At 61.4% G+C, this 25,936-nt stretch carries 25 protein-coding genes; 17 read left to right on the top strand and 8 right to left on the bottom strand.

From position 1 onward, the window contains the following. Positions 1-50: 50 nt before the first annotated feature. Positions 51-578 carry a hypothetical protein gene (locus tag ACR0K1_RS02810; RefSeq protein WP_480848670.1) on the top strand — a complete coding sequence of 176 codons (528 nt, stop codon included), beginning with the start codon at positions 51-53 and terminating at the stop codon, positions 576-578. Here the strand turns inward: ACR0K1_RS02810 and ACR0K1_RS02815 are convergent. The 7 genes from ACR0K1_RS02815 to dusB form a co-directional block, all read right to left on the bottom strand. Continuing rightward, positions 505-1,689 carry an MFS transporter gene (locus tag ACR0K1_RS02815; protein WP_480614720.1) on the bottom strand — a complete coding sequence of 395 codons (1,185 nt, stop codon included), beginning with the start codon at positions 1,687-1,689 and terminating at the stop codon, positions 505-507. The two genes, ACR0K1_RS02810 and ACR0K1_RS02815, sit on opposite strands and share 74 nt — an antisense overlap. Before the next feature lie 43 nt (positions 1,690-1,732). Beyond that, positions 1,733-2,302, bottom strand: coding sequence for a helix-turn-helix transcriptional regulator (locus ACR0K1_RS02820; protein ID WP_480614717.1), 570 nt, complete (start codon positions 2,300-2,302; stop codon positions 1,733-1,735). 16 nt (positions 2,303-2,318) lie between these two features. Then, positions 2,319-3,728: a nitrogen assimilation response regulator NtrX gene (ntrX, locus tag ACR0K1_RS02825; protein WP_480614714.1), complete on the bottom strand. Its 1,410-nt coding sequence runs from the start codon at positions 3,726-3,728 to the stop codon at positions 2,319-2,321. Beyond that, positions 3,725-6,013, bottom strand: a complete 2,289-nt coding sequence (locus ACR0K1_RS02830; protein WP_480614711.1) for a sensor histidine kinase NtrY-like — start codon at positions 6,011-6,013, stop codon at positions 3,725-3,727. The genes ntrX and ACR0K1_RS02830 overlap by 4 nt, the downstream gene beginning before the upstream one ends. 99 nt (positions 6,014-6,112) lie before the next feature. Further along, positions 6,113-7,480, bottom strand: a complete 1,368-nt coding sequence (locus ACR0K1_RS02835; RefSeq protein WP_480614708.1) for a response regulator — start codon at positions 7,478-7,480, stop codon at positions 6,113-6,115. Continuing rightward, complete coding sequence (locus ACR0K1_RS02840) at positions 7,480-8,568, bottom strand: two-component system sensor histidine kinase NtrB (protein ID WP_480614705.1); 1,089 nt, start codon at positions 8,566-8,568, stop codon at positions 7,480-7,482. Before ACR0K1_RS02840 ends, ACR0K1_RS02835 begins: the two co-directional genes overlap by 1 nt. Beyond that, positions 8,565-9,548: a tRNA dihydrouridine synthase DusB gene (gene dusB, locus ACR0K1_RS02845; RefSeq protein WP_480848674.1), complete on the bottom strand. Its 984-nt coding sequence runs from the start codon at positions 9,546-9,548 to the stop codon at positions 8,565-8,567. The genes ACR0K1_RS02840 and dusB overlap by 4 nt, the downstream gene beginning before the upstream one ends. 181 nt (positions 9,549-9,729) lie before the next feature. On the opposite strand from dusB, the gene ACR0K1_RS02850 reads away from it, so the two are divergent. The 15 genes from ACR0K1_RS02850 (at position 9,730) to ACR0K1_RS02920 (ending at position 23,670) form a co-directional block, all read left to right on the top strand. Beyond that, on the top strand, positions 9,730-10,860 hold the full coding sequence (locus tag ACR0K1_RS02850) for a bifunctional 2-C-methyl-D-erythritol 4-phosphate cytidylyltransferase/2-C-methyl-D-erythritol 2,4-cyclodiphosphate synthase (RefSeq protein WP_480848676.1): 1,131 nt from the start codon (positions 9,730-9,732) through the stop codon (positions 10,858-10,860). Beyond that, positions 10,857-11,354, top strand: a complete 498-nt coding sequence (locus ACR0K1_RS02855; protein ID WP_480614697.1) for a phosphatidylglycerophosphatase A family protein — start codon at positions 10,857-10,859, stop codon at positions 11,352-11,354. The genes ACR0K1_RS02850 and ACR0K1_RS02855 overlap by 4 nt, the downstream gene beginning before the upstream one ends. Continuing rightward, on the top strand, positions 11,351-11,827 hold the full coding sequence (locus ACR0K1_RS02860) for a CinA family protein (protein ID WP_480614694.1): 477 nt from the start codon (positions 11,351-11,353) through the stop codon (positions 11,825-11,827). Before ACR0K1_RS02855 ends, ACR0K1_RS02860 begins: the two co-directional genes overlap by 4 nt. 196 nt (positions 11,828-12,023) lie before the next feature. After that, positions 12,024-13,205 carry an ammonium transporter gene (locus ACR0K1_RS02865; protein WP_480848679.1) on the top strand — a complete coding sequence of 394 codons (1,182 nt, stop codon included), beginning with the start codon at positions 12,024-12,026 and terminating at the stop codon, positions 13,203-13,205. Positions 13,206-13,343: 138 nt separating this feature from the next. Next, positions 13,344-14,021 carry an orotate phosphoribosyltransferase gene (locus ACR0K1_RS02870; RefSeq protein WP_480614688.1) on the top strand — a complete coding sequence of 226 codons (678 nt, stop codon included), beginning with the start codon at positions 13,344-13,346 and terminating at the stop codon, positions 14,019-14,021. A gap of 259 nt (positions 14,022-14,280) precedes the next feature. Continuing rightward, positions 14,281-15,771 (top strand): replicative DNA helicase, encoded by a 1,491-nt coding sequence (locus tag ACR0K1_RS02875; protein ID WP_480614685.1) that lies wholly within the window; start codon positions 14,281-14,283, stop codon positions 15,769-15,771. A 114-nt stretch (positions 15,772-15,885) separates the two neighbouring features. Continuing rightward, the gene (locus ACR0K1_RS02880; RefSeq protein ID WP_480848681.1) at positions 15,886-16,932 is read left to right on the top strand and encodes a Hint domain-containing protein; all 1,047 of its coding nucleotides are present in this window, start codon (positions 15,886-15,888) and stop codon (positions 16,930-16,932) included. A gap of 238 nt (positions 16,933-17,170) precedes the next feature. Continuing rightward, positions 17,171-18,205: an alanine racemase gene (gene alr / locus ACR0K1_RS02885; RefSeq protein ID WP_480614680.1), complete on the top strand. Its 1,035-nt coding sequence runs from the start codon at positions 17,171-17,173 to the stop codon at positions 18,203-18,205. After that, on the top strand, positions 18,202-18,984 hold the full coding sequence (locus tag ACR0K1_RS02890; RefSeq protein WP_480614677.1) for an MlaE family ABC transporter permease: 783 nt from the start codon (positions 18,202-18,204) through the stop codon (positions 18,982-18,984). The genes alr and ACR0K1_RS02890 overlap by 4 nt, the downstream gene beginning before the upstream one ends. Beyond that, a complete protein-coding gene (locus ACR0K1_RS02895; protein ID WP_480614674.1) occupies positions 18,981-19,727 on the top strand; it encodes an ABC transporter ATP-binding protein in 747 nt (248 codons plus the stop codon). Before ACR0K1_RS02890 ends, ACR0K1_RS02895 begins: the two co-directional genes overlap by 4 nt. A gap of 38 nt (positions 19,728-19,765) precedes the next feature. Then, the gene (locus ACR0K1_RS02900; RefSeq protein ID WP_480614671.1) at positions 19,766-20,167 is read left to right on the top strand and encodes a hypothetical protein; all 402 of its coding nucleotides are present in this window, start codon (positions 19,766-19,768) and stop codon (positions 20,165-20,167) included. A gap of 14 nt (positions 20,168-20,181) precedes the next feature. Beyond that, a complete protein-coding gene (locus ACR0K1_RS02905; RefSeq protein WP_480848685.1) occupies positions 20,182-20,634 on the top strand; it encodes a paraquat-inducible protein A in 453 nt (150 codons plus the stop codon). 148 nt (positions 20,635-20,782) lie between these two features. Continuing rightward, positions 20,783-21,565, top strand: coding sequence for a DNA repair protein (locus ACR0K1_RS02910; RefSeq protein ID WP_480848687.1), 783 nt, complete (start codon positions 20,783-20,785; stop codon positions 21,563-21,565). A 132-nt stretch (positions 21,566-21,697) separates the two neighbouring features. After that, the gene (radA, locus tag ACR0K1_RS02915; protein WP_480614663.1) at positions 21,698-23,062 is read left to right on the top strand and encodes a DNA repair protein RadA; all 1,365 of its coding nucleotides are present in this window, start codon (positions 21,698-21,700) and stop codon (positions 23,060-23,062) included. Positions 23,063-23,103: 41 nt separating this feature from the next. Next, a complete protein-coding gene (locus tag ACR0K1_RS02920; protein WP_480614660.1) occupies positions 23,104-23,670 on the top strand; it encodes a CvpA family protein in 567 nt (188 codons plus the stop codon). A gap of 59 nt (positions 23,671-23,729) precedes the next feature. On the opposite strand, the gene ACR0K1_RS02925 is transcribed toward ACR0K1_RS02920, so the two are convergent. Then, a complete protein-coding gene (locus ACR0K1_RS02925; RefSeq protein ID WP_480614658.1) occupies positions 23,730-23,951 on the bottom strand; it encodes a hypothetical protein in 222 nt (73 codons plus the stop codon). A gap of 361 nt (positions 23,952-24,312) precedes the next feature. Here ACR0K1_RS02925 and purF point away from each other — a divergent pair, with 361 nt between their 5' ends. Next, positions 24,313-25,836: an amidophosphoribosyltransferase gene (gene purF, locus ACR0K1_RS02930; RefSeq protein ID WP_480614655.1), complete on the top strand. Its 1,524-nt coding sequence runs from the start codon at positions 24,313-24,315 to the stop codon at positions 25,834-25,836. The last annotated feature ends 100 nt before the right edge of the window (positions 25,837-25,936 follow it).

The raw sequence follows: 25,936 nt of genomic DNA on the forward strand, positions 1-25,936 counted from the left end.
AGACGGTCAATTGATTTGTCATGCCCGTTTGGCTGAGGCAAGATAAGCACATGAAAACACTGCTTCGTCTGCTTGTTCCTGTGATGATCCTGTCCTCGTGCGGGCCGCTGTCGCTGTATTACCGCGAAGGCGAAAGCGTTTCGCGGATGCAGGCCGAGACCACGAAATGTCAGGTTGAGGCTTTAAAGGACGCCCCTGTCGCCAATCAGGTGCGGCAAGGCCCGCCCACCTATTGGCCCGGCCGGACCTATTGCGACAGCCGCGGCAGGTGCCACCGCACCGGCGGCTGGTGGCAGCCCGGCCAGATCTACACAGTCGATGTGAACCAGGGTCTGCGCAACACGGTCGAGGCGCAATGCATGGCCCAAAAAGGCTATCGCCCGGTCAGTCTGCCGCCCTGCAAAAGCCGGGTAAAATCCCAGGTGCCCCCGCGCCCGACGACCACGCTGCCGCCGCTTGGCTCGCAATCCTGTTTCGTCAAGTTCGAGGACGGGTCGTTTCAGATCATCTCGCCCGGTGTTTCGGGTGGTCAGCTTGCTGGATCAGGCGCCGCTGCGCCAACCATAGATGGGCAATGATCGCGGCAACGTAGAATGTGATAACGGCCCCAAGCATCCCACCCTCGCCGCCCCGCCAAAGGATGGCCAGCAGAACCGGCGTGCCCAGCAGGTTCCCCGCATTCCCCATCTGCGCCATGGCCCCGTAGCTGAGGGCCTGCGCCTGCGCGGTTGAATTCAGTTCCGGCACGGCGGCAAAACTGCCACCCTGCACGAGGCCCAGAACCGCAAACAGGGCGATGCAGACAATCGGCAGCGGCAGGCCGAGAAATACGCCGATGATCGCCCCGATGCTCAAACCGAAGCCCAGAACTGTGACCGCGACGCAGGACATGAAGGTCGAAAGCAAAGGCACAGCCAGCCATGACACAACGATGCCCGCCAAAGGCATCAGCCCGGCGACCGGACCGCTGACCCCATCAGGCAGGCGACCGGGAAGTATGGCCAGCAGCGACACGAAGGTCAGCGTGTAAAAGAACCAGCCAATCGCGGGGGCGGAAATGAAGGCCGAGCGATAGGTCTGCACATGGGCCGAGATGAACGCCGCCAGTCCCCAATCGAGGCCGTCCGGATGGCTCAGATCGACGTGAATGCGGCTGGCCGCAATCAAACCGGCAATCAGCAGCATCAGAATACCATGCACCACAAAGAAGACAGGCAAGCCGAACTTGGCGACCAGCGGCAATCCGATCCACGCATTCAGGGCAAAGGCGACGCCGAAAAAGCTGCTCCACAGCACCATGGCGGCGTTTCTTGCCCGACCTTCAGTGATCTGCGCGATCAGGGTCGGTGCCGCCACGACGATGGCCAAATGCGACAGCCCCTCGATAACGCGGCTGGTCAGCATCAGGGCAAAACCCGGCACGCTGGCCTGAAACAGCGAAAGGCCGCCGCCCAGAACAAGCCCTGAGATCAGCAATCGGGACGGCCCAACCCGGCCCGCAATGGCACCGGACATCGCACCCAGAACGGCGCCGATCAGGCTGATGATCGACAATAGCCAGCCAATCGATTCTGCCTGTGCGGGATACAGCAAGGCGACCTCGGGAAACGGAACCGCGATTTTGGCGAACTGAGTGGCCGCGCCAAGACCCGCGAACCAAAGCAGGATGACCTTCAAAAAGCTAATCATGCCATGGTTCTATCGGGGCTGCCGCAGTTCAGGAACGCATAAATTATGCGCGCGATCCGCTGACCAGCCGCACCGGCGTTCCGTCCGCCAGATAGAGCCGTTCCCAGATAATCTCACCGGCGCTGATCCGGATGCGGTCATGCACCGCCTCGGACGTCAGAAACGCCTTGGGGCTGGGTGTGTGCAGGTCCCACCAGCCTTCGTCTTTCAACTCGCCTTCCGCCTGCCGGATTTCATCGGTCGCGAACTGCCACAGGGACACACCCAGCAGCGCCCGCTGGCTGGTCTTCCAGTCCCGCGCCCGGCTGGGGGAATACGCCAGACATCTATGGCTGGCCTCTTCCACCAGATGCACGCAGTCGGTTGATCCCATGACCAGCCGCCGCAACGCGCTGTCATCCGCCCGCGCCGGACCGAGCACGGAAAAGACCGCCTGTTGCTGGTCGGGCGACGGCGTCTGGCGACCGCTTTCCCATCTTGAGATCGTGGTCTGGTCCACCTCCAACAGATCGGCCAGGGCCGACTGTTTCAGACCAACCGACCGGCGCAGACGTCTGAGACGCCTGCCAAAGGCCGGATAGCTGCGATCCGCAGTCAGGTTGGCATTCGCCATCACGCTGCCCGGCAGATCACTCTGCCGGTTCCGGTTCGTCCAGTTGCGCCACCCGCGCGCCGGATTTGTTCGAGGTGACAACACCCAGCGATTTCAGCTTGCGGTGCAGCGCGCTGCGCTCCATCCCGACAAAGCTGGCGGTACGGCTGATATTGCCGCCGAAGCGGTTGATCTGGGTCAGCAGGTATTCCCGCTCGAACGCCTCGCGCGCCTCGCGCAGCGGCAGGGTCGCCAGCGCGCCCGACAGAACCACACGGCCGGATTCGACGGACTTATCCTCTTCACTGGGCAATTCCCGGGCTTCGATAGGGCCGCTTCCGTCGCCAAGGATCAGCACCCGTTCGATCAGATTCTTCAACTGCCGTACGTTCCCGGGCCACGTCATCGTCTGCAGCAGGGCGACGGCCTCTTCGGACAGATCACGGATCGGCAGGCCCTGGGATTCGTTGCACATCTCGATGAAATGCTGCGCCAGCACCGGAATATCTTCGCGCCGGTCCTCAAGCGAGGGCACGTCGATCGGAACGACATTCAGGCGGTGGTAAAGCTCCTCGCGGAAGCGGTCGGCGGCGATTTCGGCCTCAAGCTCCCGGTTGGTCGAAGAAATCACGCGCAGATCGACGCGAACCTTGTCGGTGCCGCCAACCCGCTGGAACTGCTGATCGACCAACACCCGCAGGATTTTCGACTGGGTGCCCAGCGGCATATCCGCGACCTCATCGAAATAGATCACGCCGCCATGGGCTTCTTCCAGCAGGCCGGATTCAACGCCACGCTCTGCCGATTCCCGCCCGAACAGAACCTCTTCCATCCGCTCGGGCTCAACCCCGGCGCAATTCACCGTCACGAAGGGAGCGTTTGCCCGGTTGGAATGCGCGTGAATGTAACGCGCGGCGATTTCCTTGCCCGACCCTGCAGGGCCGCTCAGCATCACACGGCCGTTCGACTTGGTCACCTTGTCCAACTGACCCTGCATCGCGCGGAACGAGGCCGACTTGCCGATCATATCTGAGTTGCTGACCTCTTTGCGCTTGAGCGAGGCATTTTCACGCCGCAGGCGCGAGGTTTCCATCGCGCGGCGGATCACAACCATCAACTGGTCGATGTTAAAGGGCTTTTCGATAAAGTCGTAAGCCCCCTGTTTGATCGCCGCCACGGCGATTTCGATGTTGCCGTGACCTGAAATGATCACCACCGGCACATCCGGATTGTCGCGTTTCACCGCCTTCAGGATGTCGATGCCGTCCATGCGGCTGTCTTTCAGCCAGATATCCAGAATCAACAGCCCCGGTGGCTCAGAGTTGATGGCGGCCATACACTCATCCGAGTTTCCGGCCCGCCGGGTTGAATAGCCTTCGTCCTCCAGAATGTCGGACACCAGTTCGCGAATATCGCGTTCGTCATCTACGATCAGAATGTCGCTCATCTTTGGCCTGCTTTCAGTTTGTTGGTTTTAATTGTCTGCTTCTGTGGCGCGACGGATGGGGAAAATTCTGCCCCTGGCAAACGGATCACGGCCATCGCGCCGAAATGGTCCTGTCCGTCGAATACGGGCGCGTCCTCCAAGGACAGCGCACCGCCATGTTCTTCGATGATCTTCTTGACGATGGGCAGGCCCAGACCTGTCCCTTCGTCGCGGGTGGTTACGTAAGGCTCAAACAGCCGCGCCCGGTCTTCGGGAAGGCCGATGCCGTTGTCGGCAATGGTAATCACGGTGCCCGCGTCGTCACTGGACACCGCGACCTTGATCTGTGGTGACAGGTTTTCAGGCGCGCCTTTTTGCTTCAAGGTTTCAATGGCTTCGCCTGCGTTCTTGATAAGGTTTGTCAGCGCCTGATTCAGCATCGTCGCGTCAATATCCAACGAGATCGGCTGGTCGGGCAGATCCGCGTCGATCTGCACATCCGGCTGGCCTGCCTGCTGCAACAGAACCGCCTCGCGCACGAGGCCGACAATATCCTCTTCCCGCCGGTCAGGTTCGGGCATGCGTGCGAATTTCGAAAACTCATCAACAATGCGCCGCAAGTCATTGGTTTGCCGCACAATTACGTCGGTCATGGATTCCAGGCTATCGCAGTCTTCCTCATCCAGTTTGCGCGAGAATTTGCGCTTGATCCGCTCGGCGCTCAGTTGGATCGGGGTCAGAGGGTTCTTGATCTCATGCGCGATGCGCCGGGCCACGTCGCCCCAGGCGGCCATACGCTGGGCACTGACCAGATCGGTCACGTCGTCAAAGGCCACCACATAGCCTTCCAGACCGCCATCCTCGCCCCGGCGGGTAGCCATGCGGACCAGCAGGTTTTCCAGCCGTCCCTTACGCACGACCTTGATCTCGCCCTGAACCGCCTCTTGCCCGCCTTCCTTGAGGCTTTCGAACAGTTGCAGGAACTCGGGCACCGCGATGCCGATAGCCAGTTGTTCCTCGCCCCGCGACCAGTCAAGCAGACGTTCGGCTGAGCGGTTCACGAAGGTCACGCCCCCATCCGGGTCAACGCCGACCACACCCGAGGTCACCGAACTGAGCACCGAATCGAACAGGCGGCGGCGAATCTCGATCTGGCGGGTGTTTTCCAGCAACGTGTCGCGCTGACCTTTCAACTGCCGGGTCATCTGGTTGAAATACCGGCCCAGCATGGCGATTTCGTCGTCGCTGGCCTCTTCAATCACCTGCACGCTTAGATCGCCCGCCCCGACCCGCTGCGCCGCCGTGGTCAAACGGCCCACAGGTCGCGACAGCCGTTCGGCGAACCACATACCCAAGGACATGGCAGCAAGGATCAGGATCAGCGCAAAGCCCAAGTATAGAAGGCCGAATTCGAACAGCACCCTGCCCCGTTCGCTTTCAAGCTGCTGATAGAATTGCGCCGTTTCCTTGGTGTCATCCAGCAGCGTCAGCAACTGGCCATCCACTTCGCGGCTGACATAAAGGTATCGATCCAGATAGGCCTGCAACGGCACCAACGCGCGGAATTCGTTGTTTGCCCAGTCGGCAATGATAAGCAGGCCCTCGTCCTCGGACTGGGCGATCTGCTCGGACGTGGGCGGCTCGTAGTTGAACAGATAGGACCGGTCCCCACGCGACCGAATCTCGCCACTGCCGTCGATCACGTAAGCCTCACGCAACCCGCGCTGAATCTGGGACTGGCCTTGGGCCAGAACCTCTCGCAGTTCGGCGTCCGAGATGTAGAAATCCAGATTGCGGGCATTGTCCAGAAACCGCGCCAGAACGGCGGAATCCTGTGTCAGACCCTGACGATGCTCGGTCTCATAGGCTTCCGCAGCGGTCAGGGACGAGCCCACAACCTGCCGCACACGATCAGAAAACCAACCCTCAAGGCCGATATTCACCGTCAGACCGGCAAAAATCGCGACCGTGACGGTCGGGACCAGCGCAAGCAGCGTGAACGCCCCGATCAGCCGCAGGTGCAGCCGCGATCCGGCCGATTTGGCGCGGCGGGCCGCGATCAGAGAGCCGAGTTGGCCCAGCACAAGGGCCGCAACCACCAGCACATAGACCAGATCGGCGAGAAGAATCAGACGCAGGGTCGGCGCGGTCGCCCCAAGGTCGAAGGGACCGATAACCAAATACGTCGCCAACGCCAGCGCAGGGCCTAGAAGAACCAGCCCCAAAGTGCCGAAATTGCGCAGTTTTCGGGATTTCCGCCACCGATTAATCGCTGGAATCGGCCCGCTCTGTGCCCGGGTTGCCACCGTCTGCCCTCATCCTGATGTGCCGCTTGCGCGGCCTACCGCCATATGTCGTGGTCGTTGCCGGGTGCGAACCCAGATGCCACGCTTTGTGTGGCGATATTACATCAGTTTGCGTCGGCGTGTCACCTGAATATCGAGATCGGTGATTTTTTTTCGCAGCGTATTTCTGTTGATCCCCAGCAGATCGGCACATTTCGCCTGATTTCCGCCGGTTGCGTCCAGCGCGATCTCGATCAGGGGGGCCTCGACCTCGCGCAGAATCCGCTGATACAGGCCCGGCGGGGGCAGAATATTGCCATGCAGATCGAAGTAACGCCGCAAATGACGCCCCACCGAGGTCGAGAGCTTTTCGCGTTCGCCACCCCCAAGAACCGGTTCAGCCTCGGGCTGGCTGCCCAGCACCATCTCGACCTCGGCCTTCGATATCTCATCGGCGCGGCTGGTCAGGCTCAGGCGGCGGACGGCGTTTTCCAACTGTCGCACGTTGCCCGGCCAGGAATAGCGCCGGACCAGTTCGTCCGCGTCAGGGCTGAGCCAGCGTTTCGTGCCGCTTTCACGTTCTTCCCGGACCAGAAAATGCTCGGCCAGCAGGGTGATGTCATCGACCCGCTCGCGCAGCGCCGGAACGTGAACCGTGGCACCGCAGAGGCGATAGTACAGGTCCTGCCGGATACGGCCGCTTTCCATCCCCTCGGTCAGATCGGACTGGCTGGTCGCCATGAAACGCGGAACGTGGTCGCCGGGCGTGTCCATCATGCGCACGATGCGGGCTTGAATTTCATCGTCGATATCGGCGATCTCATCGATCAGCAACGTGCCGCCGCGAACCCGGGCCATGATGCGGGCTGGCCCTTCGAGATCGCGCAGATCGGCCGCTGTGGCGGTGACAAAGGGCAATGTGCGCCGGTCCGAAAAATCGTGAATAGCCCGCGCAATCAATGACTTACCGGTACCGCTTTCACCGGAAATCATCACCGACAGATCGGTGTTCATCACCCGCGCCACCAGCCGGTACAGCGCCTGCATCACCGGGGTCCGCCCGACCAACGGCAATTCGTCCGGGCGTTCACCGCTTTGATCCATGGGCTCGGGCTGCGACCGCTGTTTTTGTTCCAGCGCGCGGGCGGTGCGCTTCATCAGGTCCGGCAGGTCGAACGGTTTGGGCAGATAGTCATAGGCATCGGCCTCGGCCGCCTGAATCGCCGTCATGATCGTGTTCTGAGCCGAGATTACGATCACCGGCAAACCGGGCCGGTCCTGTGCGATTTTCGGAAGCATTTCCAAGCCATTACCGTCCGGCATTACTACGTCCGAGATCACCACGTCGCCCTTGCCTTCGCCCACCCAGCGCATCAGCGTCGTCAGCGAGGACGTGGCATGCACCTTGCACCCGGCGCGCGTCAGGGCCTGTGTCAGAACGGTACGGATTGTGCGGTCGTCATCCGCGACCAGAACTGTGCCATCCATCAGGTGCTCTCCTTCTCATCTTTGGTGTCTTCGCGCGGGGCGCGGCGCAGAGACAGCTTGAACACGGTACGTCCGGGCACCGATTCCGCCGAAATCCAGCCGTCATGGTCCGAGACGATCTTGCTGACCAGCGCCAGACCAAGCCCGGTTCCGTTATCCCTGCCCGAGACAAAGGGATCGAAAATGTCGCTGCGGATATTGTCCGGCAGCCCCGGCCCGTCGTCGATGATTTCGATCTGCAACGGCAGGGAATGCCCCGAGCCGTCGCTGCGGCGCAGGCGGAACGAATGTTCGAAATAGGTGCGCAGGCGGATCGTGCCGCCCTCGGCCCCTGCGGCCTCGGACGCGTTTCTGAGCAGGTTCAGCACCACCTGCAGGAACTGGTCCGGGTCCCCATAGGCCAGCGGCAGCGAGGGGTCATAATCCTCGATAATGGTCATATCCGCTCCGAATCCCAAAAGCGCCGACCGGCGGGCGCGGTCCAGAACGTCGTGGATGTTGACCGGCTTGAAATCGGGCTGCTGCAGGTTCCCGAATTGCTCGACCTGCTCCAGCAGTTTCACAATCCGGCGACTCTCGGCGACAATAAGGTCTGTTAATTCAAGGTCTTGCTTGGGGATATTCATGCTAAGCAGCTGCGCCGCGCCCGTGATGCCGGCCAGCGGGTTCTTGATTTCATGCGCCAGCATCTCGGCCATGCCGATGGCCGATTGCGCAGCGGATTTAACCGTATTGCCGCGCGTCATCCGCCCGGCCAGTTCGCGCGGCGAGATGATCATGATCATCGATCCGGGGTGTCCGACCAGCGGCGCAATCTGCAGCGCGCATTGCAGCGGCGCGCGATTGCCCGATCCGGCGTCCACGTCGTTCACGAACAACGGCGTCCCGTGTTGGCGCGCGCGCAGAAAGGCCTCTTCCAGCGGGGCATCCACTGCGATCTGATCCCAGACCGGGTGACCGATGACGGACTTGCGGGACGCGTTCAAAAACCCCTCGCCCGAGGAATTGACGTCGGCGATCCGGTCATCCTCGTCGATGATGAAGGCAGGAACCGGAAGCGAGTTCCAGATGCTTTGATCCGAAGTCATGCTGCCACCTTTGCCGTGCCGCTCAGCGCATCGCCCAGCAGGCGCAGCACCTCATCCGTATCGCGCGAGGTCAGAACGGCGCGGCGCAGGGGTGCGGGCGTGCCTGCCTCGTCCATGTACCAACCCAGATGCTTTCGGGCGACGCGCAGGCCCAGAGCGGTGCCGTAAAATTCCAGCATCGCCTGATAATGCGCGCGCACCATGTCAACCAGTGCCGCGCCCGAGGGGATTTGCGGTGCATCCAAACCATAAAGTCCATGACATATCTGCGCCAAAAGCCAGGGCTTTCCCTGCGCGCCCCGGCCCACCATCACCCCGTCGGCCCCGGATTGCGCCAATGCCGTGCGTGCCGCGTTGGTGTCAACAATATCGCCATTTGCGATCACCGGGATCGAGACCGCATCCTTCACCGCCCGGATCGCCGCCCAATCGGCGCGGCCCTTGTAGAACTGGCACCGCGTGCGTCCGTGGATCGTAACCATGCGAATGCCGGCATCCTGCGCCCGCCGCGCCACGTCAGGCGCGTTCAGCAGGGTGTCATCCCATCCCAGCCGGGTTTTCAGCGTCACCGGCACGTCGACCGCTGCAACGACGGCCTCGATCAGCGTCAGCGCGTGATCCGGCGTTTTCAGCAGCGCCGAGCCGGAATAGCCGTTTGTGACCTTCTTGGCTGGGCAGCCCATGTTGATATCGATCACCCGTGCGCCCCGGTCCGCGACCTGTCGCGCGGCCTCGGCCATCCAATGCGCCTCGCGCCCTGCAAGTTGCACGGCGGTGTTTTCCACATCCGCCGACAGTTCCGCGCGTTCGCGCACGCCGGGCTTGGCCTGCACCATCTCCTGGCTGGCGACCATCTCGCTCACCACCATGCCCGCGCCAAAGCGCATCACCAGATCACGGAATGGGCGATCCGTGATTCCGGCCATCGGGGCCAGCAGCACCGGCGGGTTCAGGGCCTTGTCGGCAAGATGCAGGGTCAATGTGCTTAATCCTTGGGCATTTGAGCGTTTGATATCGAATTCCCGGCATATGAACAAGAAAATGGCGGCCCACAAGCCCGCAAAATCATCATGTGCATAATTATTAAGCAGATTGACGCGGGTGATTGCCTCTGCATTCACCTCACCCTAAACAATGCGTGCAAACAGGAGCGTCCGACCCATGACAACCGCCGCCATCATTGTCGCCGCAGGACGCGGATTGCGCGCTGGCGGGGGGACGCCGAAACAATGGCGGGCGCTGGGTGGACGCCGGGTGGCGGACTGGACCATCGACAGGTTCCGGGATCGGGTGAATCACATCGCTTTGGTGCTGTCCCCGGACGACGCGGAAGCCTGGGCCGAGTTTCAGGACACAGACCTGATCCTTGCCCCCGGCGGCAGTGACCGGGCCGGGTCGGTGCGGCAGGGGTTAGAGGCGCTGAAGAGCCATGGCGTGACAAAGGTTCTGATCCACGACGTCGCCCGCCCCTGCATCACCCCCCGCATCATTCAGGATGTTCTGACCGCGCTTGATACGCACCCCGCCGCCGCACCGGGACTGTCCGCAACCGATGCGCTCTGGACCGGGGATGAGCAGCGTGTCACCGGCACGCAGGACCGAACCGGCCTGTTCGCGGCGCAGACACCGCAGGGATTTCACTATGACGCCATCGTCGCGGCCCATGCCAGCCATGCCGGAGGGGCCGCCGACGACGTCGAAGTCGCGCGTGCCGCCGGAATGGATGTGGCTATCGTGCCGGGCGACGCCGACAATATCAAAATCACCCGCCCCGAGGATTTTGCCCGGGCGGAACGCATAATGGGAACGGATATGGATGTAAGGCTGGGCAATGGGTATGACGTGCACCGTTTCGGCGATGGGGATCACGTGATCCTGTGCGGCGTGAAAGTGCCTCATGCCCGAGGGTTGCAGGGGCATTCGGACGCCGATGTGGGCATGCACGCCGTGACGGATGCGATCTACGGGGCGCTGGCGCAGGGCGATATCGGCCAGCATTTCCCGCCCTCGGACCCGCAATGGAAGGGCGCGGCCAGCGAGATTTTCCTGCGCCACGCGGTCGAACTGGCCGGGCAGATGGGATACCGGATTTCGAACGCCGACTGCACTCTGGTCTGCGAATACCCCAAGATCGGGCCGCATGCGCAGGCCATGCGGGCCGAGATGGCACGGATCATGGGGCTGCGCGCCGATCAGGTCTCAGTCAAGGCGACCACGTCCGAACGTCTGGGCTTTACCGGGCGCAGCGAAGGGATCGCCGCGCTGGCCACCGCCTGTCTGGTGAAGGCATGAGCGCGGCGCGCCTGATCAGCACCGTTTGCGGCGTGGGCTATCTGCGCCCGGCGCCGGGAACATGGGGCTCGCTGGCGGCGCTGCCGCTGGCGTGGGTTCTGCATATGCTGGGCGGCTTCCCTCTGCTGGCCGTGGCAACCGTTGCCGTGTTCTGCGGCGGGCTCTGGGCCACCCGCGTGATGACCGAGGGGCAGGACAACCACGACCCGTCAGAAATCGTCATCGACGAGGTCGCCGGTCAGTTCGTTGCGATCTGGGCGGTCTCGTACCCGTCCTGGGCGCATGGGATCGAGATCACGGCGCTTTGGCCCGGCTGGCTGGCCGGGTTCATCCTGTTCCGCCTGTTCGACATCACCAAACCCGGCCCCGTTGGCTGGGCCGACCGGCGCAACGACGCGATGGGCGTGATGCTGGACGACGTGATCGCAGGTGTCTTCGCCGCAATCGGTGTCCTGATCCTTGCAGGCATCGCGCATGGAGTGATGGGCCTATGAACGTCCCCGCCCTGCTGGACCGCGCCAAGGCGCAGGGCGTGATGATCGCCACCGCCGAAAGCTGCACGGGCGGCATGGTCGCGGCTGCCTTGACGGATATCCCCGGCAGTTCCGCCGTGGTCGAACGTGGGTTTGTCACCTACACCAACACCGCCAAGCAAGAGATGTTGGGCGTGCGCGCCAGCACTCTGGACGCGCATGGCGCGGTGTCTGAAGAAGTTGCCAGCGAGATGGCCGAGGGCGCGCTGCGGCACTCCCAGGCGCAACTGGCGGTCTCGGTCACCGGGATCGCGGGACCGGGCGGGTCAAAGTTCAAGCCCGAAGGCCGGGTCTGTTTCGGGCTGGCTGCAAACGGCCAGACCACCCGGACCGAGACTGTGGAGTTCGGCGCATTGGGCCGCGACTCTGTCCGCCGTGCAGCGCGGGATCATGCGCTGGCATTGCTGAACGACGCCCTTTTGCGCTCAGCCTAATTTTTAGTCAAACATCCCCTCAGGGCGCAAATTTAAGCGTCACTTGCAAAAAAGCCGCCAAAACAGGCGGCGTATTCGGGGCTTGCCTCTTTTTTCCGCACCCGCCTCCGCTTCTAACCCGGGGCCATACGCTCACCGCGCCGGATCGGGACCTGTGCCCATCCGGCGCAATCGTAAGAAGAGAGGAGACCGGCCCATGAACGGAGCCGATACAGCCTGGATCATCGTTGCCACCGCACTGGTCCTGTTCATGACATTGCCGGGGCTTGCCCTGTTCTATGGCGGCCTTGTGCGTGCGCGAAATGTGCTCAGCGTGTTCATGCATTGCTTTTCGATTGCCTGTTTGATGAGCATTCTGTGGCTGGTCGCGGGCTATTCCATCGCGTTCGGCGATGGCGGGTCAGGCCTGTGGGGCGGTCTGGGCAAGGCCTTTCTGAACGGCGTGGATGCCGACAGCCTGTCGGGTACCCTTCCCGAGGTGCTGTTCTTTGCCTTCCAGATGACCTTCGCGATCATCACCCCGGCCCTGATCGTCGGAGCCTATGTCGAACGGGTCGGCTTTGGCTTTGTCCTGACCTTCTCGGCCCTGTGGATGCTGCTCTGCTATGCCCCGGTGGTGCATTGGATTTGGGGCGGAGGCATTCTGACCGATGGCGGCATTCTGGGTGAGATCGGCGTGCGCGATTTTGCCGGTGGCATCGTTGTGCATGAAACCGCCGGTCTGGCGGCGCTGATCATCGCCGTGATCCTGGGCCCGCGCCGCAACCGCACGACGCCGCCGCACAATCCCGGTTTTGTCATGGTCGGCGCGGCGATGCTGTGGGTCGGCTGGTTCGGCTTCAACGGCGGCTCGCAACTGGCCGCTGACGGGGGGGCCGCGATGGCGATGACGGTCACGCATATCTCTGCCGCGACGGCCTCGCTGACATGGGCGCTGTGGGAACGCATCCGGTTCGGCAAAGCATCGATGGTGGGTCTGGTGACGGGCACGATCGCTGGTCTGGCCTCGATCACCCCGGCTTCGGGCTTTGTCGGCCCGGTGCAGGCGCTGATCATCGGCGCCGTGGCCGGTGTGCTGTGTCAGGAGGCCGTGAACGTCATCCGCAACAAGCTGAACATCGACGATACGCTGGATGTCTTCGCCGTGCATGGCGTCGGCGGCATCTTCGGCACGCTGATGATTGCGCTGTTCGGCCTTGGCACATGGACCGCGCAGCTTGGCGGACTGGTGATCGTGGGTGTCTTTACGTCAGTTATGACAATTGTACTGGTCAAGGTGGTTGCGCTGATCACCCCGCTTCGCGTAGACGCTGAGACCGAGACAAACGGGCTCGACCTGTCGGTACACGGGGAACGCGCCTACGATATGAGCAGCTGAGCCCACCTTGGCTGTTGTGCCCGCAAGGGCAAAGCGGACCTCGTACGAGGTCCGCTTTTCTTTTGCCCGCACTCTCGACTCTGGCCCAAGGGTCGGGCTATCAGCCCGCGACACCCTTTCAGCCCAGAGGTTTGCACCATGATCCCCAGTTCCTTTCCCGACAGCACCGAAATCGCCCGCCTGACCGCACGGATGCTGCTGGAGATCAAGGCGGTACACTTCAATTCCCGCGAGCCCTTCACGCTGGCCAGCGGCCTGCCCAGCCCGACCTATATCGACTGCCGCAAGCTGATCTCGTACCCGCGCATCCGCTCGGCCCTGATGGATTTCCTGACGGTCACCGTGATGCGCGACGCGGGGTTCGAGGCGTTCGACAACATCGCCGGTGGTGAGACAGCAGGCATCCCCTTTGCCGCCATGGTCGCTGAACGGATGGCGCTGCCGATGACCTATGTGCGCAAGAAACCCAAAGGCTATGGCCGCAACGCCCGCATCGAAGGCGCGATGGGCGAAGGCGAACGTGTGTTGCTGGTCGAGGATCTGACCACCGATGGCGGCAGCAAACTGTCTTTCGTGGATGCGATCCGCGAAACCGGCGCGACCTGCGGGCATACGGCGGTGATCTTTTACTATGGCATTTTCCCCGAGACCGAAAAGACCCTGGGCGATCATGGCGTGAAGCTGCATTCGCTCTGCACCTGGTGGGATGTGCTGGCCGAGGCCAAGGCACAGAAAGCCTTTGATCAGGAGACACTTGACGGGGTTGAGGCCTTCCTGAACGACCCGCGCGGCTGGCAGGAAGCGCATAAATCGTGATTTCCGGCCTGTGGGCAGGTTGTGGATTGTTGATATTCGAATCGGCTAATTGCCCGCGCATTTAGTCGAAAACGGCAGCGATCACACCAAATGTTGCGGTAACGCCGCACTCGTGCAAAACTGGGCAGATGTTATCCCCATTCGGGTGGGCAGTTATCCCAAAGCGGCGGGCGGTTATCCCAAGTTACCCCCACTCATTTGCAGATAGCTTGCGCCGGGGTTTCGCGTGTAGAACCGCCAGACGGGCAGCGGGGACAAAATGAACGAGATAAGCAGTATCGAGCAGGCAGCGGCACAGATTCAGAATGCCGAAACAATGCCGCATTCCATTGAGGCCGAGCAGCAGCTTCTGGGCGCGATCTTAACCAACAACGACCTGTATGATCGGGTCGCCTCGATCATCGGGGCCGAGCATTTCTATGACCCGGTTCACGCCCGCATCTACGAGGTCGCGGCCGCACGCATTGCCAAGAATGCGCTGGCCTCGCCGGTGACGCTGAAATCCTTCATGGCCGAGGACGACGGCCTGAAGGAACTGGGTGGCCCGGCCTATCTGGTCAAACTGGCCGGCGCATCGATCAGCGCCTTTGCGGTGCATGACTACGCCCAGATGATCTATGACCTCGCCATCCGGCGTGAGTTGATCCGTCTGGGGCGCGATATCTCGGACAAGGCGGCGCGCGTCGAGGTTTCCAGCGAACCCAAGGAGCAGATCGTCGAGGCCGAGCAACAGCTTTACCAGTTATCCGAGCAGGGCCAGACCGAACAGGGGTTTCAATCCTTCCTCAAGGCGGTCACAGAAGCCGTCAACGTCACCAACGAAGCGTACCAGCGCGGTGGTGGCATGGCGGGGATTTCCACCGGTCTGGCCGATTTGGACAAGCAGTTGGGGGGCCTGCACCCGTCTGACCTGATCATTCTGGCGGGGCGTCCGTCGATGGGTAAAACCTCGCTCGCGACCAACGTGGCGTTCAACGTGGCCAAGGCCTATAAGCGCGGCACCAAACCCGACGGGACCGAAGGCGCAATTGATGGCGGCGTGGTCGGCTTTTTCTCGCTTGAGATGAGCGCCGAGCAATTGGCAGGCCGGGTTCTGGCCGAAGCCTCTGAGATTTCGTCTCACAAAATCCGTCAGGGCGACATGACCGAGTCCGAGTTCCGCCGCTTTGTGGATGCGGCCAAGGAACTCGAAGCTTGCCCGCTGTTCATCGACGACACCCCCGCCCTGCCGATTTCTCAGTTGGCCGCCCGCGCGCGGCGGTTGAAGCGGACGCACGGGCTGGACCTGCTGGTGATCGACTATCTGCAGCTGTGCCGTGGCATGGCCGACAACCGCGTCAACGAAATCGCCGAGATTTCGATGGGCATGAAAGCCATCGCCAAGGAATTGAACATTCCCGTCATCGCCCTGTCTCAGCTCAGCCGTCAGGTCGAAAGCCGCGACGACAAGCGGCCACAGCTTTCTGACCTGCGGGAATCCGGCTCGATCGAACAGGACGCCGACGTGGTGATGTTCGTCTTCCGCGAGGAATACTACAAAGAACGCGAAAAGCCCGGCGATCACGAGTTGGAAAAGATGGAAGAGTGGAAGCAGGCCATGGAACGCCTGCATGGCAAGGCCGAGGTCATTGTCGGCAAGCAGCGCCACGGCCCCATCGGCACAGTTGAACTCAGCTTCGAGGCCCAGTTCACCCGCTTCGGCAATCTGGTCAAGCCGTGGCAGCAGGACGGGCAGATCGAAGGGTATTGATCGCCCGTTTACGTCCAATTTACCGGAATCCAACGTAATTTTGGTGTGCAGCCTATAGTGTGGTAGACTGCGTCAAAACCTGAGGTTGAACCCGGTCGGGGCTCTGAGCATTTGATGGCTATCATCTCGGAAATACGCTACCGAAACGGCCCTAACTTTCCGCCGAGCGGGGATTTCATCGAAATCCGCGTGCCGACAGGTACAGATGTGTCTAACCTGACTGTCGGGGTTTACAACCAGAACGGCACGCTGCGCAGTTCGACTGCGGTCGATACCGCGCCGATGACCACCGTTGGCGGCTTCGATTACTACGTGGTCTCGGCCCGGATCAATCGGTTCGGTGCTGTGTCGCTGGATGACAACGGATCTGTCTTGAGCTTTGTCTCATTCGATACGCAGGTCACGGCCACCCAAGGCCCGGCCAATGGCCTGACGTCAACGCAGGTCGGGTCAAACGGAACGGACGACACTGCTTCTCTGACCTCGAAAGACGGGGTCAATTTTGTCGAAAATCCCAACCCAAACCCCGGCGCGCCGTGCTTCACCTCGGGCACGCGCATCACCACGGCCAAGGGTGAGGTTGCGGTAGAACATCTGAGACCGGGCGACAGGGTCCTGACGCTGGATGGCGGGTATCAGCCCCTCCGGATGATCCTGTCCCGCCCTTTGCGGCTGTCCGAGTTGATCAAGACGCCGGAACTGTATCCGGTGCGGGTCGTTTCGGGTGCCTTGGGTCAGGGACTGCCGCAGCGAGACCTGCTGGTGTCCCGGCAGCACCGGATGCTTGTCCGCTCTGCCATCGCGCAGCGGATGTTCGGCACGCGGTCCGTTCTGATCTCGGCGATCCGCCTGACCGGGTTGCCGGGGATTTATGTCGACCAGGACATTGCCACGATCACCTATCACCACCTTGTTTTTGACCGCCATGTCGTCCTGTTTGCCGAAGGGGCGCCCAGCGAAAGCCTGTTTGCCGGTCCGCAGGCGCTGCAAGCGATGACGGTCGAGGCCCGGGCGGAGCTGATGCTGCTATTCCCCGAACTGGCAGATGCCGATCAATTGGAATCCGCCTGTTTCATCCCAAGCGGCCGCCGGCAGAAACAGCTTGTGGCGCGCCACAGCCGGAACAACAAACCCCTGCTGGATCAGCGCGCGGCAGATTAGAGCGTTGCGCTGCGTGCAGAACTGAAAGGTGAACGATACGTCGGTCGCTTGCCGTTTGATACTCAGCACCGGACAATCCACGCGCAGTTGCCCTTGCGTCAGGTTTTAAGCGCCTGCTTCCCCGACTGTACTAAACTCTGCGCACATCCAGCCGGAAGCTGCCTATGTCGCACAAAACTCATGCAGAATTGGCCGAAACCCTCTTGACCTGCCGCAATCCGATGTCATGAACAGGCCCATGAGTACCGCACATTTAACGATCAATCTTCAGGCCGTCGCCAGCAACTGGCGGGCGCTGGATGCAAAGACGGAAGTCGAAACCGGTGCCGTGGTCAAGGCCGATGGCTATGGGCTGGGCGCGGGACCGGTGGCAAGCGCGCTGGCCGAGGAAGGCGTGCGCAAGTTCTTTGTCGCCGTCGCCGAAGAAGGGGCCGCCGTGCGCGAGGCTGTTGGCCCCGGCCCGATGGTCTGCATCTTTTCCGGGCATATGGAAGGCGACACCGATCTGTTGCGCGCGCATGACCTGACGCCGCTGATCAACGCACCCGAACAGTTTCAGCGCCACGTCGACGCCCTGCCCGACCACGCCTTTGGCATCCAGCTTGACAGCGGCATGAACCGTCTGGGGCTGGAACCCCATGACTGGGCCGAACTCCGGCCACGGGCCGAGGCGCTGAACCCGGTCGTCGTGATGTCGCATCTGGCCTGCGCGGATGATCCCGATCATCCGATGAACCGCCAGCAACTGAACACCTTCCGGCAGATGACCGACGGCGTCGCTGCGCCACGGTCTCTGGCAGCGACCGGCGGCATCCTTCTGGGCCCCGAGTTCCACTTTGATTTCTGTCGCCCCGGCGTGGGGCTGTTTGGCGGTATGCCGTTCGAGGGGGCCAAACCTGTGGTCACTGTTGACCTGCCCGTCATTCAGGTTCGCGCGGTAGAGGTTGGTGAGACCGTTGGCTATGGCAACACCTGGACCGCACGCCGCCCCTCGCGCATCGCGACGGTGGCTGCGGGTTACGCGGACGGGCTGCATCGCGCGATTGGCGGCGGCATCGACGCCTTCGCCGGAAGCCAGCCCTGCCCGGTGGTGGGCCGCATCTCGATGGACCTGATCACGGTTGACGTGACCGACCTGCCGCAAGACCCCGAACGCCTGCGCATTCTGAACGGCCATCAGACCGTCGATGATCTGGCCGAGGCCGCGGGCACCATCGGATACGAAATCCTGACCTCTCTGGGCAGCCGGTTTTCCAGGGGATACGTGGAATGAACCCCTTGGCCGTGCTGGGCGGGCTGGGTCGCGCTGTTCTGAACATCATGGCCGCTTTCGGCCGCGTGGCCCTGTTCTCGCTGGACGCGGTGTCCCATATCTTCCGCCCGCCATTCTACCCGCGTGAATTCGGCATCGCCCTTTTGAATATCGGCTGGCTGTCCCTGCCCGTAGTCGGCCTGACCGCCATCTTCACCGGCGGCGCGCTGGCGCTGCAAATCTACGCCGGCGGCGCGCGCTTCAATGCCGAGGCCGTGGTGCCTCAGATCGTCGCCATCGGCATGGTGCGCGAGCTTGGCCCGGTGCTCGTCGGCCTGATGATCGCCGCCCGGGTGACCTCATCCATCGCGGCCGAGATCGCCACGATGAAAGTGACCGAACAGATCGACGCACTGGTCACGCTGTCCACGCATCCGATGAAATACCTGACCGCCCCACGCGTGCTGGCCGCTTTGATCACCGTGCCCGCGCTGGTCGCGGTCGGAGACGTCATCGGCATCGCAGGCGGCTATACCGTCGCCACCCAAAATCTGGGCTTCAACCCGGCGGCTTATCTGAAAAACACCGTCGATTTCCTTGAAACGCGCGACATCGTCTCGTCGCTGGTCAAAGGGGCTGCCTTTGGCGTGATCGCCGCCATCATGGGCTGCTATTACGGCATGTCCTCAGGCCGAGGCGCGCAGGGCGTGGGCCGGGCCACCAAAGGCTCGGTCGAGGCTGCTGCCGTGCTGATCCTCGCCGCCAATTTTGTCCTTACAGGGGTGTTCTTCTCGCTATGATCCGGATGGAGAACGTACATAAGGCCTTTGACGAAAACCACGTCCTGCAGGGCCTGAACCTTGAGATCCCCAAGGGCACCTCGATGGTTATCATCGGCGGCTCGGGTACGGGCAAATCGGTGGCGCTGAAGTGCATTCTCGGCCTGATCAAGCCCGACAGCGGCATGATCTATGTGGACGGCAAAGACGCATCCAAAGGCGACCGCGACGCCTTTCTGGCCCGGTTCGGGATGCTGTTTCAGGGCGCGGCGCTGTTTGATTCACTGCCCGTCTGGCAAAACGTGGCCTTCCGCCTGCTGCGCGGCCCGCTGAAACGCCCGCCGGAATACGCCCGCGAAATCGCCATTGAAAAGCTGCGCCGCGTTGGCCTGAAATCTAACGTCGCCGACCGCTTCCCTTCGGAGCTGTCCGGCGGGATGCAAAAACGCGTGGGCCTTGCCCGCGCCATCGCCGCCGAGCCCGAGATTATCTTTTTCGACGAACCCACCACGGGTCTGGACCCGATCATGTCCGGCGTCATCAACGACCTGATCCGCGAAATCGTGACCGAGATGGGCGCCACCGCGATGACCATCACCCACGACATGAGCTCGGTCCGCGCGATTGCCGACAACGTGGCGATGCTGCATGACGGGGTGATCCAGTGGACCGGACCTGTGGGGCAGATGGATACCTCGGGCGATCCGTATCTGGAGCAGTTTATCAGCGGAAGCGCGGAAGGGCCGATTGAGGCGGTTCGGTGAGTGGTGGGTTGGCACTCCTGAATCTTTCAATCCACGTAATGGATATCGGCCTCAGCTATGCCCCGGCAGTGGTCATCGCCACATCCGGCATCCTTCCCGGATTTGGGAAGTCTTTGATTTCAAAAACCAAGTATGCACAAGCGCAAGCACTCATTCGCCGACAACAATTCGGCTGTGGTGCCGGTGAAGTGCCCAATGACGAAGCAAAGCCCATACATTTTATATTGGTGGTTCCGCTCACAATTCTGCTTATTGTGGCTGCCTACTATGCACTAAATTGGGTGGGAAATGCTCAAATACCAGCGCTCAACATTGCTATCGGATTGCTACTTTTCTCTTTGGGACTTTTCATTCGCAAACAATTTTTGAGCGATTGGGAGGGTTCACCGAGAAAATTGGATTTTGCTTGTCTGTTAATTGGTATGTTCTTTTATTTTTAACCGAATATGAAGCCATGACCCTCCGCCTCGCCACCCTCTCGCTGCTAATCCTCTACCCCATCGCATGGTTCGCGCCGCTGATGCGCGCAGGCCTCCTGCCGATCTTCGGCCTCAGCGAAATCAGCGTTATCACTGGCCTGCAGTCCTTGTGGAAGTCCGACATCTTCCTCGCGCTGGTCGTAACCGTCTTCGCCCTCGTTGCGCCCTTTGTCAAAACCATCGGCACCGCCCTGATCCAGTGGAACCTGCTGGACCAGCGCGTCCAGCCCGCGCTGAACATCCTCGGCAAGCTGGCGATGGCCGATATTTTCCTGATCGCGCTCTACATCACGCTGGCCAAGGGAATTTCCTACGCGACCATTGAAACCGCCTGGGGGCTATACCTGTTTACCGGCTGCATTCTGGCCTCGCTTGCCGTGGGCCATATTACAGAGATGACATTCGGATCACGAAAACCTCAGACCTGATTGATTGAAAACAAAATTCTGAGTATCATTTAGATATTTCGAGCAGCAACGTGTTTGTAGTTCACGGGTCCTAAGCGGATCGCATCGTGCTTTTTGATCGTCCGCTTTGACCCGGTTTTGTATCGGTTAAGGAAGGAGATCGACAATCATGGCCGCCCTTCACTCTGTCACATTGCAATTCCAGAATGTCTTTTTGAAACTTACTTTTTTCCTGATCTGCACGGTTGCTTTATTCGCGGTCGCATCCACTCTGCTCTCTGCCTTCGGCATCCTTCCCTGGCTGTCCATGCACGCCGGATTGGGCGGGGGTGAGGTCATTGATGCGGGCCTCTACATCCAGATCGGCCTGACCGCGCTGATCATGATGCTGGCCTTCTACCTGCCCGCAAACGCCCGCATGATGGCGCTGGAACGGACGCACCGCAATTTCTCGCTCAACATGCAGGACGTGGCCGGGGCCTATCAGCTTGCTCATGCCGCCGACCGCAGCGGCGCGTTCGCGCTGTCTTCCGAGTTTGACGCGGTCAAGGAACGCATGGCCTTTCTGCGCGATCATCCCGATCTGCAGGGGCTCGAGCCGCAGGTGCTGGAACTGGCCGCGCAGATGAGCCAGATCAGCCAGGAACTGGCCGATACCTATGGCGACGCCAAGGTCGACCGCGCCCGCACCTTCCTGAAACAGCGGCAGGAAGAGATTGAGCAATTCCAGCACCGGATCGAAGAAGCTCAGGTCATCCAGCACGAGTTGCGCCAATGGACCCGCGATATCGAGATCGAGGAATCCATCGCCAAATCTCAACTGGCGTGCCTGCGGGATGAGCTGTTCGACCTGCTGCCCGAACTGTCGGCGCAACTGCAATCCGCGCCCGATGGCAAAGATCCCACCGCCTCGAGCGTGGTTGCCATGACCCCGCCGCGCGCGGCCGAATAACCACCCACCCCGGCGCGCAAGCGCCTGCCGCGGAGGATGGCCCGCAGGGCCTGAGACCGCGGCACGCCGCCGGCGGAGATGAATGCCCGCAAGGGCTTGAAGAACCGTCCATCCTCGGGCACGAATTGCGCCATGGCAAAGACGACTTCTTTCTCCTGCTCGGCCTGTGGCGCAACGCATACCCTGTGGTCCGGGCGCTGCGACGCCTGCGGCGAGTGGAACACCATTGTTCAGGACGTGCCGCTTTCGGCTGGCCCGGCCAAAAAATCCCTCGGCGGCAAGCGGGGCCAGCCCATCGCACTCACGGACCTGTCGACCGAGGAAACACCCCCGCCCCGCACCCTCTGCGGGGTCGAGGAATTGGATCGCGTGCTGGGCGGCGGCCTTGTCCCCGCCTCGGCCCTGTTGGTGGGCGGAGACCCCGGCATCGGCAAATCCACCCTTCTGCTGCAGGCCGCCGCCCGGTTCGCGCGCGCCGGTGTGAAAACGGTTTACGTGTCGGGCGAAGAAGCCAGCGCGCAGGTCCGCATGCGTGCCCGCCGTCTGGGGCTGGAGGACGCACCGGTGCATCTTGCGGCCGAGACCAACCTGCGGGACATCCTGACCACGCTCGAGGCTGAAAAGCCCGGCCTTGCCATTATCGACTCGATCCAGACCATGTGGGCCGACAACGTGGACAGCGCGCCGGGCTCGGTGTCACAAGTCCGGGCCGCAGCGCATGAATTGACCACGTTTGCGAAACGACACGGCGTCTCGATCATCATGGTCGGCCATGTCACCAAGGAAGGCCAGATCGCGGGCCCCCGTGTGGTCGAACATATGGTCGATACCGTGCTCTATTTCGAAGGCGAACGCGGGCATCAGTTCCGCATCCTGCGCGCCGTCAAGAACCGCTTTGGCCCGGCGGATGAGATCGGGGTGTTCGAAATGACGGGCAAGGGGCTGGCACAGGTCACCAACCCCTCGGCCCTATTCCTGTCGGAACGCGGCACGCCCAGCCCCGGTTCAGCCGTGTTTGCAGGTATCGAAGGAACCCGCCCCGTGCTGGTTGAATTGCAGGCACTGGTGGCCCCCTCGCCCCATTCGCAACCGCGCCGAACGGTTGTCGGCTGGGACAGCGGGCGGCTTGCGATGATCCTCGCGGTGCTCGAAGCGCGGTGTGGAATCCCCTTTGCGGGCCTCGATGTCTATCTGAACGTCGCCGGTGGGCTGAAAGTCAGCGAACCCGCCGCCGACCTCGCCGTGGCCGCCGCATTGCTCAGCGCGCGAGAGGATACCGCCCTGCCCGCCGACACCGTCGTTTTCGGAGAAATCTCGCTATCCGGGGCACTTAGACCGGCCCCGCAGACCGAAAACAGGTTGAAAGAAGCACAAAAACTTGGTTTCACAGCGGCAATTGCTCCGGCAGGTGGCAAAACCGGCACTGTGGCAGGTCTGACACTCACCCGACCCTCTGATTTGGTTGGGTTTGTTGGCGAAACCTTCGGAGCAGGTTAAAGTCGCGACCCGAGGGGCAGCAAAAAGAACAGGCGAGGGCCATGGAAGGTTTTACAATTATTGACGGGGTTGTGGCCCTGATCATCGTGCTGTCAGGCATTTTGGCCTATTCGCGCGGTTTCATGCGCGAGGTTCTGGCCATCGCAGGCTGGGTTGCCGCTGCCATTCTGGCCTTTATCTTCGCGCCGCAAGCGGTGCCGCTGGTCAAAGAGATACCGGTTGTCGGGGATTTCCTGCGCGACAGTTGCGAATTGTCGGTCATCACCGGGTTTGCCGCTGTCTTCGCGATTGCGCTGATCGTCGTCAGCATTTTCACGCCGCTGTTTTCATCGCTGGTGCAGCGTTCGGCACTGGGTGGGCTGGATCAGGCGCTGGGCTTTTTCTTCGGCATCGCCCGCGGCATCCTGCTTGTCGCGATTGCCTTCTTCGTCTACGACACGGTCATGACCGGCCAGTCCTACACGATTGTGGACGAAAGTCGCTCGGCCAAAGTGTTCGAACAGTTCAGCGACAAGATCGAAGAGCAGAACCCCGAAGAGGCTCTGGGCTGGGTCACCGCGCAATATGAGGAACTGGTGGCAAGCTGCACAGCGGGCGCAAACCAGTAACCGCCCCCAGCATCCACGCGAACAAAAGCCCGGATCGATCCGGGCTTTTTCATTTCGGGTCAGACAAACCCCTCACCACCGCAAACGGTACAGCGGATGCTTTTGAGCCCGAAGCACCCGTCGCACCGGCTGAACACCGGCTTGCCGTAGATGTCCCGGCTTTTGATGACCTCACCCGCGCCGTTGCAGATCTGACAGGGCGCGCGCCCCTGCCCCCGGCAGCGATGGCACCGTCGCTTGACCGGCTCTTGCTTCTTTGATGGCGGCTTATTCTGCCACATGCGCATCCGTTTCCTGCACCCGCGGCCGGTCGATATGACCGAACCAGCGACATGACAGCACATAAGACGGCGCTTGTCATCCATCCCGACCGGTAACAGGGTTGGCAGAAATACCACCTGCGGCAAAACGTGAGTATGATCCTTTGATGACAGCCGCGCGAATAGGCATTATGTGAGGGCCAAACCGCCACGGAATCGGAGCTGCCGATCTTGTTCTTTCTGTTCTCATGCGCGCTCGCCGCAATGATGACCGCCCTTTTGGCGTCAGGAACAGCAGCCAATCGCACGGCGCGGACCGCGCGGGAATTCCGAATGCCTGTCAAACTCAGCGTCAGAACGCCATAGAAATTGGAGCCCGTACATGTGTGGGATTTTGGGGATCGCAAACCGGACACATGATGTCTTTGCGGAAATCTATGACGGGCTGCTGATGTTGCAGCACCGGGGTCAGGACGCCTCGGGGATTGTTACCTACAACGGCGAGTTTCTCCGTGAAAAAAAGGCCAATGGTCTGGTCAAGGATGTCTTCAATGCCGGAGACGCGGAAACCCTGCTGGGCCGGGTCGGCATGGGCCATGTGCGTTATCCGACCGCAGGATCGCTCAGCGCGGCCGAAGCGCAGCCGTTTTTCGTAAACGCGCCCTATGGCATCTATCTGGTTCACAACGGCAACATCACCAATACCGAAGAGCAGCGCGAGAAAGTCACGGCCAAATACAGCCGGCATCTGCGGACAACCTCGGATTCCGAGGTTCTGCTGAACGTCCTGGCCGACAAGGTTGCCGACGCGATCAAGGTCAACGGCAACGCTGATCCGATCCGCAACATCTTTGCCGGTGTGAAGATGACGATGGAACGGATTCAAGGGGCCTATTCAGTGATCTGTCTGGTTGCGGGTGTCGGCATGCTGGCTTTCCGCGACCCCTATGGCATTCGCCCGCTTTCGGTGGCCAAACGCGAGGCACCGGGTGACGGCGACGATTATGCCTTTGCCTCCGAGGACATAGCCTTTGGCATCAACGGTTTCGACAAGCTGCGCGACCTGCACCCGGGCGAGGCGATCCTGATCGATCTGGACGGCAATATGCACGAGTTCCAGGCCGTCGAGGGCAAGCTGACCCCCTGTATCTTTGAATATGTCTATCTGGCGCGCCCGGATTCGCTGCTGGATGGCGTGTCGGTCTACAAGACCCAGATGCGGATGGGTCAGACGCTGGCCAAGCAGATACAGGACTCGGGGCTGGAGATCGACCGGATCATTCCGGTTCCCGACAGCGCCCGCCCGGTCGCGCTCGAGGCTGCCAAGATCACCGGCATCCCCTATCGCGAAGGTCTGGTCAAGAACCGCTATGTCGGGCGGACCTTCATCATGCCCGGTCAGGAAGAGCGGCAAAAATCCGTGCGGCGCAAACTGAACGCGGTTCCGCTGGAGTTCAAAGGCCACAATGTCCTGCTGATCGACGACTCGATCGTGCGCGGCAACACGATCAAAAAGATCGTACAGATGTGTCGCGAGGCCGGCGCAAAGAAGGTCTATATAGCAAGCGCCTCACCGCCGGTGAAATATCCCAACGTCTATGGCATCGACATGCCCACCAAGCATGAGCTGATCGCCAACGGCAAGGAAATCGAGGAAATCCGGCAGGAACTGGGGGCCGACGCGTTGTTCTATCAGCATCTCGACGATCTGATCTGGGCCGCCAAGGAAGGCAATCCGGATATCGAGGCCTTCGATTGTTCCTGTTTCGACGGGAACTACATCACCGGCAGCGTCAGCGAGGATTATCTGGACAGTCTGGAAAACAGCAGCCGGGTCAGCAAAAAGAAAAGAGATATGCAGGTCGTCGGTGGGTCCTGGAACGCGGCCAAGCTGGCCTCGGGCTGACACTGTTTGATCCCTGAGTGTAAGCGCGAATCGTTGTCTGTTCGGCGGGTTTGATCGATTGCTTTTGTGGGGGCCATTGTGCCCTCTGCCACAAGCCAAT

The sequence above is a fragment of the Ruegeria sp. F5 genome (assembly GCF_056533845.1).

Excerpts from the sequence above, each read along its gene's own strand:
- ACR0K1_RS02810 (WP_480848670.1), top strand. The coding sequence starts at position 51 with ATGAAAACACTGCTTCGTCTGCTTGTTCCTGTGATGATCCTGTCCTCG.
- ACR0K1_RS02815 (WP_480614720.1), bottom strand. The coding sequence starts at position 1,689 with ATGATTAGCTTTTTGAAGGTCATCCTGCTTTGGTTCGCGGGTCTTGGC.
- ACR0K1_RS02820 (WP_480614717.1), bottom strand. The coding sequence starts at position 2,302 with ATGGCGAATGCCAACCTGACTGCGGATCGCAGCTATCCGGCCTTTGGC.
- ntrX (WP_480614714.1), bottom strand. The coding sequence starts at position 3,728 with ATGAGCGACATTCTGATCGTAGATGACGAACGCGATATTCGCGAACTG.
- ACR0K1_RS02835 (WP_480614708.1), bottom strand. The coding sequence starts at position 7,480 with ATGGATGGCACAGTTCTGGTCGCGGATGACGACCGCACAATCCGTACC.
- ACR0K1_RS02840 (WP_480614705.1), bottom strand. The coding sequence starts at position 8,568 with ATGACTTCGGATCAAAGCATCTGGAACTCGCTTCCGGTTCCTGCCTTC.
- ACR0K1_RS02850 (WP_480848676.1), top strand. The coding sequence starts at position 9,730 with ATGACAACCGCCGCCATCATTGTCGCCGCAGGACGCGGATTGCGCGCT.
- ACR0K1_RS02855 (WP_480614697.1), top strand. The coding sequence starts at position 10,857 with ATGAGCGCGGCGCGCCTGATCAGCACCGTTTGCGGCGTGGGCTATCTG.
- ACR0K1_RS02860 (WP_480614694.1), top strand. The coding sequence starts at position 11,351 with ATGAACGTCCCCGCCCTGCTGGACCGCGCCAAGGCGCAGGGCGTGATG.
- ACR0K1_RS02865 (WP_480848679.1), top strand. The coding sequence starts at position 12,024 with ATGAACGGAGCCGATACAGCCTGGATCATCGTTGCCACCGCACTGGTC.
- ACR0K1_RS02870 (WP_480614688.1), top strand. The coding sequence starts at position 13,344 with ATGATCCCCAGTTCCTTTCCCGACAGCACCGAAATCGCCCGCCTGACC.
- ACR0K1_RS02875 (WP_480614685.1), top strand. The coding sequence starts at position 14,281 with ATGAACGAGATAAGCAGTATCGAGCAGGCAGCGGCACAGATTCAGAAT.
- ACR0K1_RS02880 (WP_480848681.1), top strand. The coding sequence starts at position 15,886 with ATGGCTATCATCTCGGAAATACGCTACCGAAACGGCCCTAACTTTCCG.
- alr (WP_480614680.1), top strand. The coding sequence starts at position 17,171 with ATGAGTACCGCACATTTAACGATCAATCTTCAGGCCGTCGCCAGCAAC.
- ACR0K1_RS02890 (WP_480614677.1), top strand. The coding sequence starts at position 18,202 with ATGAACCCCTTGGCCGTGCTGGGCGGGCTGGGTCGCGCTGTTCTGAAC.
- ACR0K1_RS02895 (WP_480614674.1), top strand. The coding sequence starts at position 18,981 with ATGATCCGGATGGAGAACGTACATAAGGCCTTTGACGAAAACCACGTC.
- ACR0K1_RS02900 (WP_480614671.1), top strand. The coding sequence starts at position 19,766 with ATGGATATCGGCCTCAGCTATGCCCCGGCAGTGGTCATCGCCACATCC.
- ACR0K1_RS02905 (WP_480848685.1), top strand. The coding sequence starts at position 20,182 with ATGACCCTCCGCCTCGCCACCCTCTCGCTGCTAATCCTCTACCCCATC.
- ACR0K1_RS02910 (WP_480848687.1), top strand. The coding sequence starts at position 20,783 with ATGGCCGCCCTTCACTCTGTCACATTGCAATTCCAGAATGTCTTTTTG.
- radA (WP_480614663.1), top strand. The coding sequence starts at position 21,698 with ATGGCAAAGACGACTTCTTTCTCCTGCTCGGCCTGTGGCGCAACGCAT.
- ACR0K1_RS02920 (WP_480614660.1), top strand. The coding sequence starts at position 23,104 with ATGGAAGGTTTTACAATTATTGACGGGGTTGTGGCCCTGATCATCGTG.
- ACR0K1_RS02925 (WP_480614658.1), bottom strand. The coding sequence starts at position 23,951 with ATGTGGCAGAATAAGCCGCCATCAAAGAAGCAAGAGCCGGTCAAGCGA.
- purF (WP_480614655.1), top strand. The coding sequence starts at position 24,313 with ATGTGTGGGATTTTGGGGATCGCAAACCGGACACATGATGTCTTTGCG.